Source organism: Citrobacter sp. JUb117 (assembly GCF_024809055.1).
Taxonomy (GTDB): domain Bacteria; phylum Pseudomonadota; class Gammaproteobacteria; order Enterobacterales; family Enterobacteriaceae; genus Citrobacter; species Citrobacter gillenii.
The window spans coordinates 143,785-157,827 of record NZ_JANUFB010000010.1 but is presented as its reverse complement, the minus strand read 5'-3'; the positions used below and the strand labels follow the sequence as shown (position 1 = coordinate 157,827).

Sequence of the window (14,043 nt, the reverse complement as noted above, 5' to 3'; positions counted from 1 at the left end):
CCTGACCCCATGCCGAACTCAGAAGTGAAACGCCGTAGCGCCGATGGTAGTGTGGGGTCTCCCCATGCGAGAGTAGGGAACTGCCAGGCATCAAACAAGTGAAGAAGCCCATCCGTCAGGATGGGCTTTTTTGCGTCTGTTGTATGTAAAAGCGGTTGGATAGCCGCGTCAGCGCCTTATCTGCCCAGCAAAACCTCTCTTCTGTCCGCGTAAAATGTCCTTTATCCTGCCCGTGAACGACAAAGCATTCTCCTTTTGACTCTTACTGCACTATTCTACAGCGAGTGAGTCGTGAAACTTTCTCACCTTGAGCATGCAGGCTCGACATTCACACGATTCCTGGTTATTGTCAGCTATCTGGATGTCTAAACGTTTAAACGTATGTTGTGAGGTTATCAGGTTATGCCAATTCGCGTGCTGGACGAGCTACCCGCCGTCAATTTCTTGCGTGAGGAAAACGTCTTTGTCATGACGACATCCCGCGCATCCGGTCAGGAAATTCGTCCTCTGAAGGTGCTTATCCTCAACCTGATGCCGAAGAAGATCGAAACGGAAAACCAGTTTCTCCGGTTATTGTCGAACTCACCGCTGCAGGTGGACGTTCAGCTATTACGCATTGATGCCCGCGAGTCGCGCAATACGCCGACGGAGCATCTGAATAACTTTTACTGTAATTTCGAGGATATTTGCGATCAGAACTTTGATGGACTGATCGTCACCGGGGCACCGTTAGGCCTGGTTGAGTTTAACGATGTGGCCTACTGGCCGCAGATCAAACAGGTACTGGAGTGGGCGAAAGACCACGTCACATCAACATTGTTTGTCTGTTGGGCGGTGCAGGCCGCACTGAATATCCTTTATGGCATCCCCAAGCAAACCCGCAACGACAAGCTTTCAGGTGTATACGAACACCACATCCTTCATCCCCATGCCCTGCTGACACGTGGTTTTGATGATGCCTTCCTTGCACCGCACTCACGCTATGCTGATTTCCCTGCTGCGTTGATCAGGGATTACACCGATCTTGAGATTTTTGCCGAGACGGAAGAGGGCGATGCCTACCTGTTTGCCAGTAAAGATAAACGTATTGCGTTCGTGACGGGTCATCCGGAATATGACGCCGATACGCTGGCCGGTGAATATTTTCGTGACGCCGAAGCGGGGTTGACCCCGGACGTTCCGTACAACTATTTCCCGCAAGATGACCCACAAAACAAACCTCGGGCAAGCTGGCGTAGCCATGGCAATTTGCTGTTTATTAACTGGCTCAACTATTACGTCTACCAGATCACGCCATACGATCTGCGCCACATGAATCCAACGCTGGATTAATCTTCTGTAGCAAACGATCCTTAAGCGTTTCAGCATGTTGAATCAGGCACCTTCGGGTGCTTTTTTTATTTCCGAAACGCACCTCACGGTGTGATTAATTTTTATTATGATTGTTATCAATAAGTTAATTGATAATTAAATTAAAAATGGAAATTGTTTTTGATTTTGAAATTTAAATGGGTAGTCTTAGTTGTGCTGAACGAAAACCGCACAACGATCCTTCGTTCGCATTGGGGATGTGTTTGGATCAATGACGAGGAACTACGCAATGAATCAACAGGCAACAACAACCGATGAGCTGGTTTTTACCAGGCCGCATGGCGAGCAGGAACAGCAGATTTTGACCGCAGAGGCGGTGGAATTCCTGACCGAATTGGTGACTCGATTTACGCCAAAACGCAATAAACTTCTCGCCGCGCGTATTCAGCAGCAGCAGGATATTGATGACGGTAAGTTGCCTGATTTTATTTCGGAAACAGCTTCCATTCGTGAAGGTGGCTGGAAGATTCGCGGTATTCCTGATGATTTACAGGATCGTCGCGTGGAAATCACCGGACCCGTTGAACGCAAGATGGTGATTAACGCGCTCAACGCCAACGTTAGAGTCTTTATGGCTGACTTTGAGGATTCACTGGCTCCCGAGTGGGGTAAAGTGATCGACGGGCAAATCAACCTGCGCGATGCGGTGAACGGTACCATCAGTTACACCAACGACGCTGGCAAGATATACCAACTGAAGCCCGATCCGGCGTTATTGGTTTGTCGTGTACGTGGCCTGCATCTGCCGGAAAAACACGTCACCTGGCGTGAGGAAGCGATTCCCGGCAGTCTGTTCGACTTTGCCCTCTATTTCTTCCACAACTACAAAGCCTTGCTGGCTAAAGGCAGTGGTCCTTACTTCTATTTGCCGAAAACGCAGGCCTGGCAAGAAGCGGCCTGGTGGAGTGAAGTCTTCAGTTATACAGAAGACAGATTTAATCTGCCACGCGGCACGATAAAAGCCACGTTGCTGATCGAAACACTGCCAGCCGTTTTCCAGATGGATGAGATCCTGCACGCGCTGCGTGACCATATTGTCGGCCTCAACTGCGGTCGTTGGGATTACATTTTCAGCTACATCAAAACCCTCAAGAATCACCCGGATCGTGTTCTGCCCGATCGTCAGGTGGTAACGATGGATAAGCCGTTCCTCAGCGCCTACTCGCGTCTGCTGATTAAAACCTGTCATAAACGCGGTGCCTTTGCGATGGGCGGTATGGCGGCGTTTATCCCCAGCAAAGACGCTGAGCGCAACAATCAGGTGCTGGCAAAAGTTAAAGCGGATAAAGCGCTGGAAGCCAGTAACGGTCATGACGGGACCTGGGTTGCTCACCCTGGACTGGCAGATACCGCAATGGCGATTTTCAACGATGTGCTGGGCAACAACAAAAATCAGCTGTTTGTCACCCGAGAAGAGGATGCGCCGATTACTGCAGAACAACTGCTGGCTCCGTGCGAAGGGGAACGTACTGAAGAAGGCATGCGCGCCAATATTCGCGTTGCCGTGCAGTACATCGAAGCGTGGATCTCTGGCAACGGTTGCGTACCGATTTATGGCCTGATGGAAGATGCGGCAACTGCCGAAATCTCCCGTACCTCCATCTGGCAGTGGATCCACCATCAGAAAACCCTCAGCAACGGTAAGCCGGTGACCAAACCGCTGTTCCGTCAGATGCTGGCCGAAGAAATGCGGGTGATTCAGGACGAGCTGGGTGAACACCGCTACAGCAGCGGGCGCTTTGATGACGCCGCACGCCTGATGGAGCAAATCACCACCTCTGACGAACTGATCGACTTCCTTACCTTGCCAGGCTACCGCTTACTGGCTTAACAGCCCAGGCTATTTTGTTCGCCATTTTAGCCCCGGGCAGTGCTCAAAATCCTCACGTACTATAAGTACGCTCCGGTTTTTGCGCGCTGACCGTGACCAAACTGCCTTCACCAATAACGCCTGGGAAGCCAGGAGAATAATATGGAGCATCTGCACATGAAAACCCGTACTCAACAAATCGAAGACTTACAGAAAGAATGGACACAACCACGCTGGGAAGGCATTACCCGCCCGTACAGCGCGGAGGAAGTGGTGAAGTTACGTGGCTCGGTCAACCCGGAATGTACGCTGGCGCAGCTTGGCGCAGCGAAAATGTGGCGTTTGCTGCACGGCGGATCGAAGAAAGGTTATATCAACAGCCTCGGTGCACTGACTGGTGGTCAGGCGCTGCAACAGGCGAAAGCCGGTATTGAAGCGGTCTACCTTTCCGGGTGGCAGGTGGCGGCAGACGCCAACCTGGCCTCCAGCATGTACCCGGATCAATCGCTGTACCCGGCGAACTCTGTGCCCGCCGTGGTGGATCGGATCAACAACACCTTCCGTCGGGCGGATCAGATCCAATGGTCAACCGGTATTGAGCCAACCGATCCGCGCTATGTGGATTACTTCCTGCCGATCGTTGCCGATGCCGAAGCCGGTTTTGGCGGTGTCCTGAACGCGTTTGAATTGATGAAGTCGATGATTGAAGCCGGTGCAGCGGCGGTTCACTTCGAAGATCAGCTCGCCTCGGTGAAAAAATGCGGTCACATGGGCGGCAAGGTGCTGGTACCGACTCAGGAAGCTATCCAGAAACTGGTGGCGGCCCGTCTGGCGGCAGACGTGATGGGCGTCCCGACGCTGGTTATTGCCCGTACCGATGCTGACGCGGCGGATTTGATTACTTCTGACTGCGACCCTTACGACAGCGAGTTCATTACCGGCGAGCGCACCAGCGAAGGGTTCTACCGTACCCATGCGGGTATTGAGCAGGCGATCAGTCGCGGACTGGCCTACGCCCCGTATGCTGACCTGGTGTGGTGCGAAACCTCCACACCGGATCTCGAACTGGCGCGCCGCTTTGCCGATGCTATCCATGCTAAATATCCGGGCAAACTGCTGGCCTACAACTGTTCGCCGTCGTTTAACTGGCAGAAGAACCTGGATGACAAAACCATTGCCAGCTTCCAGCAACAGCTGTCCGATATGGGCTATAAATATCAGTTCATTACCCTGGCGGGTATCCACAGTATGTGGTTCAACATGTTTGACCTCGCGCGTTCCTATGCACAGGGCGAAGGCATGCGCCACTACGTTGAGAAAGTTCAGCAGCCAGAATTTGCGGCGGCGAAAGATGGCTACACCTTCGTATCCCACCAGCAGGAAGTGGGTACCGGTTATTTCGACAAAGTGACGACCATCATTCAGGGTGGCGCGTCATCCGTTACTGCGCTGACCGGGTCCACTGAAGAATCACAGTTCTGATCGACCTGATGCCCGGTGGCGTAATGCTTACCGGGCCTACAGTTCTGTGTAGGCCGGATACGCGAATGCGCCATCCGGCATTATTCGATTCTGAACGAGGGCAAAAGATGTCGCGTGGCCTGGAATTGCTGATTGCCCAAACCATCCTGCAAGGTTTTGATGCGCAGTATGGCCGGTTTCTGGAAGTGACGTCCGGCGCGCAGCAGCGTTTTGAACACGCTGACTGGCATGCTGTGCAGCAGGCGATGAAAAGCCGTATCCATCTCTACGATCATCACGTTGGTCTGGTAGTGGAACAGTTGCGCTGCATTACCGACGGCAAAAGTACCGATGCGGCATTTTTACTTCGTGTAAAAGAGCATTACACCCAGTTGCTGCCGGACTATCCGCGCTTTGAGATTGCCGAGAGCTTTTTTAACTCCGTGTACTGCCGGTTATTTGATCACCGCTCGCTGACGCCCGAGCGGTTGTTTATTTTCAGCTCTCAGTCAGAACGTCGATTTCGTACTATCCCGCGCCCGCTGGCGAAAGACTTTTTCCCAGATTCAGGCTGGGAAGGGCTGCTCACGCGCGTGCTCAGCGATCTCCCCCTTCGTCTGCCATGGCAGAATAAACAGCGTGATATTCACTACATCATCGAGCACCTGACGGAAATTGTTGGCGAAGCGGTGCTGGCGCGCTGCCATTTGCAGGTGGCGAACGAATTGTTTTATCGCAATAAGGCCGCCTGGCTGGTGGGAAAACTGATCACACCAGAGGTCACGCTGCCGTTTTTACTGCCTATTCACCGCACTGACGAAGGCGAATTGTTTGTCGATACTTGTCTGACGACTACGGCGGAAGCCAGCATTGTGTTTGGTTTTGCCCGCTCTTACTTTATGGTCTACGCGCCATTGCCTGCGGCACTGGTCGAGTGGCTGCGTGAGATCCTGCCCGGTAAAACCACCGCCGAGCTGTATATGGCGATTGGCTGTCAGAAGCATGCGAAAACCGAAAGCTACCGTGAATATCTGCTGTATCTGGCCGACTGCGATGAACAGTTTATCGAAGCGCCGGGAATACGCGGCATGGTGATGCTGGTGTTTACTCTGCCTGGATTCGATCGGGTCTTCAAAATTATTAAAGACAAATTTGCGCCGCAAAAAGAGATGTCTGCGGCCCACGTCCGCGCCTGTTACCAACTGGTCAAAGAGCACGATCGCGTTGGACGCATGGCCGATACCCAGGAATTCGAAAATTTTGTGCTGGATAAACGACAAATTTCCCCGGCGCTGATGGCGTTGTTGCAGCAGGAAGTACCCGAAAAAATGACCGATCTCGGCGAGCAGATCGTGATTCGTCATCTGTATATCGAACGGCGGATGGTGCCGCTAAATATCTGGCTGGAGCAGGTCGAAGGCCAGCAGCTGCGGGATGCGATAGAAGAATATGGTAACGCTATTCGCCAACTGGCTGCCGCCAATATTTTCCCGGGTGACATGCTGTTTAAAAACTTCGGCGTGACCCGACACGGGCGGGTGGTGTTCTACGACTATGATGAAATTTGCTACATGACGGAGGTGAATTTCCGCCATATCCCGCCCGCGCGTTACCCGGAGGATGAGCTGGCCAGCGAACCGTGGTACAGCGTCTCGCCGGGAGATGTATTTCCGGAAGAATTTCGTCACTGGCTGTGCGCCGATCCGCGTATTGGACCGTTATTTGAAGAGATGCATGCCGATTTGTTCAGCGCCGACTACTGGCGAGGTCTGCAAACGCGGATCCGTGAAGGGCACGTGGAAGACGTTTACGCCTATCGGCGCCGCCAGCGGTTTAGCGTGCGTTATGAAACCGACCGTAGGCCGGATAAGGCCTTTGCGCCGCCATCCGGCAATGTGCGCCGTGCCTGATGGCGCTGCGCTTATCAGACCTACAAATCAGCCCCAACATTGGATAGCAGGCCGGGCCAGGCGTAGCTGCCACCCGGCAGTCCCATCTTACCGAATCCCACCGTATGCCAGTGTGACCTCTTTGGCCGCTTTGATTGCCATCGCACCGAACTCGGTGACGCGGTCGTCGGTAATGCGGGAGATCGGGCCGGAGATCGAAATGGCGGCGAACGGTTCGCGATGTTCGTCGTAAATGCATGACGCCACACAGCGCAGGCCCAGCGCATGTTCTTCATCATCAAACGAATAACCGCGCTTACGGGTCTGGGCGAGATCTTCTTTCAGATGCACCGGTGAGACCAGCGTGGCGTGGGTATACGCGTGCAGGCCTTTGCGGTGCAGCAGGCTGGTAACCTGTTCTTCGCTGAGTTGCGCCAGGAACGCTTTCCCCGCGCCAGAGGCGTGCATCGGCAGTTTGCCACCGATAGGGGCAGACATTCTCATCAGCTGTGTGCACTGTACCTGATCGATGATAATCGCCTGATGGTCGCTGTGGTCCAGCACCGCCAGGTTCACTGTTTCACCGGAGTCTTCCATCAGCTTACGCAGAATAGGGTGGACGATTGCCAGCAGGTTGCGGCTTTGCAGGAAGCTACTGCCGACGATAAACGCATGGGCGCCCACGGCCCAGTGTCCTAAGTCACCCACCTGACGCACAAAACCCTGCTGCTGCATGGTGGTCAACAAACGGTGCGTGGTGGAATTGGGCAGACCGGCCTGCTGCGCCAGCTCGGTCAGCGCTACGCTGCCGTTGGATTCCGCAATCCATTCCAGCAGCTTCAGACCTCGGGTCAAAGACTGAACCTGCCCGGTTGCAGGCGTAGTTGTGGCGGCGGGTTTTCTACCGCGTTTCGCGGGGACAGTGGCAACCATGGCAGACTCCTTTTCTGTATCGTGGAAATCATTTTCGTTTTATTCAATTATAATGCAAGAGTTCCTGTACTGATCGGATGAGTGAAGCTGAACATGTCTCATGTTGGTCGTTGTTTGCTTTTCCACCTCACTGGTTTATGCCAGTATGCTTTGTTGGCCTTTTTTCGGTCTGGTTGAGCGTTGTCGGGAGTGAGTGTGAGCAGCAAAGTTGAACAATTACGTCAGCAGTTAAAAGAACGTATTCTGGTGCTGGATGGCGGTATGGGCACCATGATCCAGGGTTATCGTTTGAGTGAAGACGATTTCCGCGGCCAACGCTTTGCCGACTGGCCGAGCGATCTGAAAGGCAACAACGACCTGTTGGTGCTGAGCAAGCCGGAGGTTATCACCGCGATTCATCATGCCTACTTTGAAGCGGGCGCGGATATCATTGAAACCAACACCTTCAACTCGACGACTATCGCCATGGCGGATTACCAGATGGAATCCCTGTCGGCGGAAATCAACTTCACCGCGGCAAAACTGGCGCGCGCCTGCGCCGACGAATGGACAGCACGTACGCCGGATAAACCGCGCTATGTCGCGGGTGTTCTCGGTCCGACTAACCGCACCGCGTCTATCTCACCGGACGTCAACGATCCCGCCTACCGCAATATTACTTTTGATCAGCTGGTGGCCGCGTACCGTGAATCCACTAAAGCGCTGGTGGAAGGCGGTAGCGACCTGATCCTGATCGAAACCGTTTTTGACACGCTTAATGCCAAAGCCGCTATTTTTGCGGTAAAAACCGAATTTGAAGCCCTGGGCGTTGAGCTGCCGATTATGATCTCCGGCACCATCACCGACGCTTCCGGGCGTACGCTCTCCGGGCAGACCACCGAAGCCTTCTATAACGCACTGCGCCATGCTGACGCGCTGACCTTCGGCCTCAACTGTGCGTTAGGCCCGGACGAGCTGCGCCAGTACGTACAGGAACTGTCGCGGATTGCCGACTGCTATGTCACCGCGCACCCGAATGCCGGTTTGCCAAATGCCTTCGGCGAATACGATCTCGACGCTGACACCATGGCGAAGCAAATCCGCGAATGGGCTGAAGCGGGTTTCCTGAACATTGTCGGCGGCTGCTGCGGCACCACGCCGGAACATATTGCCGCCATGAGCCGTGCGGTTGAAGGTTTACCGCCGCGTCAACTGCCGGAACTGCCGGTTGCCTGCCGTCTTTCAGGCCTTGAGCCGCTGAACATTGGTGATGACAGCCTGTTTGTTAACGTCGGTGAACGTACTAACGTCACCGGCTCTGCCAAATTTAAGCGACTGATTAAAGAAGAAAAATACAGCGAAGCGCTGGATGTTGCCCGCCAGCAGGTGGAAAGCGGTGCGCAGATTATCGATATCAACATGGATGAGGGGATGCTTGACGCCGAGGCGGCGATGGTGCGTTTCCTCAACTTGATCGCCGGTGAACCGGATATTGCTCGCGTACCGATCATGATCGACTCCTCGAAATGGGACGTCATTGAAAAAGGGCTGAAGTGCATTCAGGGTAAGGGCATCGTTAACTCCATCTCGATGAAAGAGGGCGTTGAGCCGTTTATCCACCATGCCAAACTGGTCCGTCGCTACGGTGCTGCCGTGGTGGTGATGGCCTTTGATGAACAGGGCCAGGCCGACACCCGCGCGCGTAAAATTGAGATTTGCCGCCGGGCGTACAAAATTCTCACCGAAGAAGTGGGTTTCCCGCCGGAAGACATTATCTTTGACCCGAATATCTTTGCCGTCGCGACCGGCATCGAAGAGCACAACAACTACGCGCAGGACTTTATCGGTGCCTGTGAAGACATCAAACGCGAACTACCGCATGCGCTAATCTCCGGTGGTGTCTCCAACGTGTCGTTCTCGTTCCGTGGCAATGACCCGGTGCGCGAAGCGATCCACGCAGTGTTCCTGTACTACGCCATTCGCAACGGCATGGACATGGGCATTGTGAACGCTGGTCAGCTGGCGATTTATGACGATCTGCCTGCCGAACTGCGCGATGCGGTTGAAGACGTGATCCTCAACCGCCGCGATGACGGTACCGAACGCCTGCTGGAGCTGGCAGAGAAATATCGCGGCAGCAAAACTGACGAAACGGCCAATACGCAACTGGCAGAATGGCGCAGCTGGGACGTGAAAAAACGCCTGGAATACTCGCTGGTGAAAGGCATTACCGAGTTTATCGAGCAGGATACCGAAGAAGCCCGTCAGCAGGCTGCGCGCCCGATTGAGGTTATCGAAGGGCCGCTGATGGACGGCATGAACGTGGTTGGTGACCTGTTCAGCGACGGTAAAATGTTCCTGCCGCAGGTGGTGAAGTCTGCTCGCGTGATGAAGCAGGCGGTGGCCTACCTTGAACCGTACATTGAAGCCAGCAAAGAGAAAGGCTCCAGCAACGGCAAGATGGTGATCGCCACCGTCAAGGGCGACGTGCACGACATCGGTAAAAACATCGTTGGCGTGGTGCTGCAGTGTAACAACTACGAAATTATCGATCTTGGCGTGATGGTGCCGGCAGAGAAAATCCTGCGCACCGCACGCGAAGTGAATGCTGACCTGATTGGCCTTTCCGGGCTGATCACCCCGTCGCTGGACGAAATGGTCAACGTAGCGAAAGAGATGGAGCGCCAGGGCTTTACTATTCCGCTGCTGATTGGCGGCGCGACCACCTCAAAAGCGCACACGGCGGTGAAAATCGAGCAGAACTACAGCGGCCCGACGGTCTATGTGCAGAACGCCTCGCGCACCGTCGGCGTGGTGGCTGCGTTGCTGTCTGATACCCAACACGATGACTTTGTCGCCCGCACGCGTAAAGAGTACGAAACTGTGCGTATTCAGCATGCGCGTAAAAAACCGCGTACCCCGCCGGTGACGCTGGAGGCCGCGCGTGATAACGACCTGGCCTTCGACTGGGAAAACTATACCCCGCCAGTGGCGCACCGCCTGGGCGTGCAGGAAGTTGAAGCCAGCATTGAAACGCTGCGCAACTACATCGACTGGACACCGTTCTTTATGACCTGGTCGCTGGCCGGGAAATATCCGCGCATTCTGGAAGATGAGGTGGTGGGTGAAGAGGCTAAACGCCTGTTCAAAGATGCCAACGACATGTTGGATAAATTGAGCGCCGAGAAAACCCTGAACCCGCGTGGTGTCGTTGGCCTGTTCCCGGCTAACCGCGTAGGTGATGACATTGAGATCTACCGGGATGAAACGCGGACGCACGTCCTGACCGTCAGCCACCATCTGCGCCAGCAGACGGAGAAGGTTGGTTTTGCTAACTACTGCCTGTCTGACTTTGTGGCACCGAAAACCTCCGGCAAAGCGGATTACATTGGCGCTTTCGCCGTCACCGGCGGCCTGGAAGAAGACATGCTGGCTGACGCGTTCGACGCACAGCATGATGATTACAATAAAATTATGGTGAAAGCGATTGCCGATCGTCTGGCGGAAGCCTTCGCTGAATATCTGCATGAACGGGTGCGTAAAGTTTACTGGGGATATGCGGCGAACGAGAACCTCAGTAATGACGAACTGATCCGCGAGAACTATCAAGGTATTCGTCCGGCTCCGGGCTATCCGGCGTGCCCTGAGCACACCGAGAAGGCGACCATCTGGGAACTGCTGGATGTAGAAACGCACACCGGTATGAAACTCACTGAATCTTTTGCCATGTGGCCTGGTGCATCGGTTTCCGGTTGGTACTTCAGTCATCCTGACAGCAAGTACTACGCCGTCGCACAAATTCAACGCGATCAGGTTGAAGATTATGCCTTCCGTAAAGGCATGAGCGTGGCAGAAGTTGAGCGCTGGTTAGCGCCTAACTTAGGCTACGACGCCGACTGATTCACAAAACTGTTATCTTTCTTTACAACAAACAGGGCGCTCAATGAGTGCCCTGTCTCTTTATTACGTTTAAACCCTTATACTGAAGGGAACTTGTGCGCGTTGGTGTCATGAGCCTCAGGAGCATATAACGATAAGGAGAACCTGATTCCGTGCTAACTCTGTTACACCTGCTTTCTGCCGTGGCGATGCTGGTTTGGGGTACCCATATCGTGCGTACCGGCGTGATGCGCGTCTTTGGCGCACGCCTGCGTACCGTGCTCAGCCGTAGCGTTGAAAAGAAGCCGCTCGCCTTTTGCGCGGGCATTGGCGTTACTGCTCTGGTGCAAAGCAGTAACGCCACCACCATGCTGGTGACGTCGTTTGTCGCCCAGGATCTGGTGGCGCTGACGCCTGCGCTGGTGATTGTGCTTGGTGCTGACGTCGGGACCGCGCTGATGGCGCGTATCCTGACCTTTGACCTCTCGTGGCTGTCGCCGCTGCTGATTTTCATTGGCGTTGTTTTCTTCCTCGGACGTAAGCAGTCCCGCGTTGGGCAACTGGGGCGCGTAGGCATCGGGCTGGGGCTCATTTTGCTGGCGCTGGAGCTGATTGTGCAGGCGGTCACGCCGATCACTCAGGCCAACGGGGTGCAGGTTATTTTTGCCTCGCTCACCGGCGATATCATGCTCGATGCGCTGATTGGCGCCATGTTCGCGATTATCAGTTACTCCAGCCTGGCGGCGGTCCTGCTGACGGCAACGCTGACAGCCGCGGGTATTATTTCGTTCCCGGTAGCGCTGTGTCTGGTGATTGGTGCGAACCTCGGCTCCGGCCTGCTGGCGATGCTCAATAACAGTGCCGCCAATGCCGCCGCCCGCCGCGTGGCGCTCGGCAGCCTGTTGTTTAAGCTGGTGGGCAGCCTGATTATTCTGCCGTTTGTGCATCCGCTGGCGAATCTGATGGATGAACTGCCGCTGCCAAAATCCGAACTGGTTATCTACTTCCACGTCTTCTACAACCTGGTGCGCTGCGTGGCGATGGTGCCGTTCGCCGAGCCGATGGCGCGCTTTTGCAAACGTATTATCCGCGATGAGCCGGAATTGGACGGCCATCTGAAGCCCAAGCATCTGGACGTCAGTGCACTCGATACCCCTACGCTCGCACTGGCGAATGCGGCTCGCGAAGCCCTGCGTATTGGTGACGCCATGGAGCAGATGATGGAAGGGCTGAAGCGGGTGATGCACGGTGAGCCGCGCGAGGAAAAAGAGCTGCGCAGGATGGCCGACGATATCAACGTGTTGTACACCGCGATCAAACTTTACCTGGCGCGGATGCCAAAAGATGAGCTGGCGGAAGAGGAGTCAAAGCGCTGGGCGGAGATTATCGAGATGTCGCTCAACCTGGAGCAGGCTTCCGATATCGTCGAACGCATGGGGAGCGAGATTGCCGATAAGTCGCTGGCCGCGCGTCGGGCCTTTTCTCTGGAAGGTCTGAAAGAGCTGGATGCGCTCTACGATCAGCTGCTCAGCAACCTGAAGCTGGCGATGTCAGTGTTCTTCTCTGGTGACGTGACCAGCGCCCGTCGACTGCGTCGCAGCAAACACCGTTTTCGTATTCTTAACCGTCGTTATTCGCACGCACACGTCGATCGCCTGCATCAGCAAAACGTGCAGAGCATCGAAACCAGTTCCCTGCACCTCGCGCTGTTAGGCGACATGCAGCGTCTGAACTCGTTATTTTGCTCCGTTGCCTACAGCGTGCTGGAGCAACCGGACGAAGACGACGAACGGGATGATTACTAACGGGGACAGGTGAAATGTTGCCCGGTGGCGCTTACGCTTACCGGGCCTACGGATAACCGTCAATTTTGTCGTCAATCTTGTAGGCCGGATAAGGCGCAGCCGCCATCCGGCATCAGACAACAAATCCACTAAAAGCAGTGGCCTGCTTCAACGGCAACCGCGTCTTCACCCGCTTTAAAGATATATGTGGTGTTCGGACCGCCAAGAACCGCCTGACCATCGCTCACCTTGATCCAGTTGCCTTCTGGCAGACCAATTACCGTCAGCTCTGGCGCAACCACCAGCAGCTCGCGAATACGCTGTTCACGCGTTTCGCCTTTGTGGCCTTCCGGCAACGCGTTGGTGAAGTGCGGGTTAATCTGCAGTGGGAACAGGCCCAGGGCATCAAAGCCTTTTGGATCGACAATCGGCATGTCGTTAGTGGTACGGATGGTTGGGCAGGCGAGGTTGGAACCTGCACTCCAGCCAATGTACAGCGCGCCGCGTTTGACCACGTCAACAATCGGCGCCAGCAGCCCGCGTTCGCGACTCTCTTTCAGCAACTGGAAGGTGTTACCACCACCGACAATCACCACGTCTGCATTTTCAATTGCCGCCACCGGATCGGCAACGGTATGAATACCCGTGACGTCGACGCCCATGGGAGCAAAGACGGCGGCCGTTTTCGCCGTGTACTCATCCCAGGTTTGCGTCACGCCAGCAAACGGGATAAACACCGCAGTACGGCGACCGTTCAGTTGCTCAGCAATCAGCGGTAGCGCGTGTTCCATCCAGGCTTTGCCCGGCAGCGTCGAGTTACTCAATAAAAGCAGTTCCATCATTTCTCCATGTAATCAAAAAATTACAAACCGCGGTCATGTTACCACCGTCAGTATAACGCCTCACTGATATGGCTCACGATGTTGGAAGGGGGGAG

Annotated in this window: 8 protein-coding genes and 1 rRNA gene; 7 read left to right on the top strand and 2 right to left on the bottom strand. The window is 54.7% G+C overall.

What is annotated here, in order from left to right:
• From rrf to aceK, 5 genes are all read left to right on the top strand, one after another.
• Positions 1–89 (top strand): 5S ribosomal RNA (gene rrf / locus M2374_RS20105); the annotation flags it as partial.
• A 313-nt stretch (positions 90–402) separates the two neighbouring features.
• On the top strand, positions 403–1,332 hold the full coding sequence (metA, locus tag M2374_RS20100; RefSeq protein ID WP_096758761.1) for a homoserine O-succinyltransferase: 930 nt from the start codon (positions 403–405) through the stop codon (positions 1,330–1,332).
• Between the two features lie 268 nt (positions 1,333–1,600).
• Entirely contained in the window at positions 1,601–3,202 is a 1,602-nt protein-coding gene (gene aceB / locus M2374_RS20095; protein ID WP_181688576.1) for a malate synthase A, read from the top strand.
• Positions 3,203–3,358: 156 nt separating this feature from the next.
• On the top strand, positions 3,359–4,663 hold the full coding sequence (aceA, locus tag M2374_RS20090; protein WP_096759483.1) for an isocitrate lyase: 1,305 nt from the start codon (positions 3,359–3,361) through the stop codon (positions 4,661–4,663).
• A 107-nt stretch (positions 4,664–4,770) separates the two neighbouring features.
• Positions 4,771–6,552 carry a bifunctional isocitrate dehydrogenase kinase/phosphatase gene (gene aceK, locus M2374_RS20085; protein ID WP_137362229.1) on the top strand — a complete coding sequence of 594 codons (1,782 nt, stop codon included), beginning with the start codon at positions 4,771–4,773 and terminating at the stop codon, positions 6,550–6,552.
• Between the two features lie 87 nt (positions 6,553–6,639).
• On the opposite strand, the gene iclR is transcribed toward aceK, so the two are convergent.
• Positions 6,640–7,464, bottom strand: a complete 825-nt coding sequence (gene iclR, locus M2374_RS20080; RefSeq protein WP_096758758.1) for a glyoxylate bypass operon transcriptional repressor IclR — start codon at positions 7,462–7,464, stop codon at positions 6,640–6,642.
• 195 nt (positions 7,465–7,659) lie between these two features.
• Between iclR and metH the strand changes: the two genes are divergently transcribed.
• Positions 7,660–11,343 (top strand): methionine synthase, encoded by a 3,684-nt coding sequence (metH, locus tag M2374_RS20075; protein WP_181688575.1) that lies wholly within the window; start codon positions 7,660–7,662, stop codon positions 11,341–11,343.
• A 152-nt stretch (positions 11,344–11,495) separates the two neighbouring features.
• On the top strand, positions 11,496–13,127 hold the full coding sequence (locus M2374_RS20070) for a Na/Pi cotransporter family protein (RefSeq protein ID WP_117343624.1): 1,632 nt from the start codon (positions 11,496–11,498) through the stop codon (positions 13,125–13,127).
• Positions 13,128–13,255: 128 nt separating this feature from the next.
• On the opposite strand, the gene pepE is transcribed toward M2374_RS20070, so the two are convergent.
• Entirely contained in the window at positions 13,256–13,945 is a 690-nt protein-coding gene (gene pepE / locus M2374_RS20065) for a dipeptidase PepE (protein WP_115259724.1), read from the bottom strand.
• Positions 13,946–14,043: the final 98 nt, after the last annotated feature.

Excerpts from the sequence above, each read along its gene's own strand:
- metA (WP_096758761.1), top strand. The coding sequence starts at position 403 with ATGCCAATTCGCGTGCTGGACGAGCTACCCGCCGTCAATTTCTTGCGT.
- aceB (WP_181688576.1), top strand. The coding sequence starts at position 1,601 with ATGAATCAACAGGCAACAACAACCGATGAGCTGGTTTTTACCAGGCCG.
- aceA (WP_096759483.1), top strand. The coding sequence starts at position 3,359 with ATGAAAACCCGTACTCAACAAATCGAAGACTTACAGAAAGAATGGACA.
- aceK (WP_137362229.1), top strand. The coding sequence starts at position 4,771 with ATGTCGCGTGGCCTGGAATTGCTGATTGCCCAAACCATCCTGCAAGGT.
- iclR (WP_096758758.1), bottom strand. The coding sequence starts at position 7,464 with ATGGTTGCCACTGTCCCCGCGAAACGCGGTAGAAAACCCGCCGCCACA.
- pepE (WP_115259724.1), bottom strand. The coding sequence starts at position 13,945 with ATGGAACTGCTTTTATTGAGTAACTCGACGCTGCCGGGCAAAGCCTGG.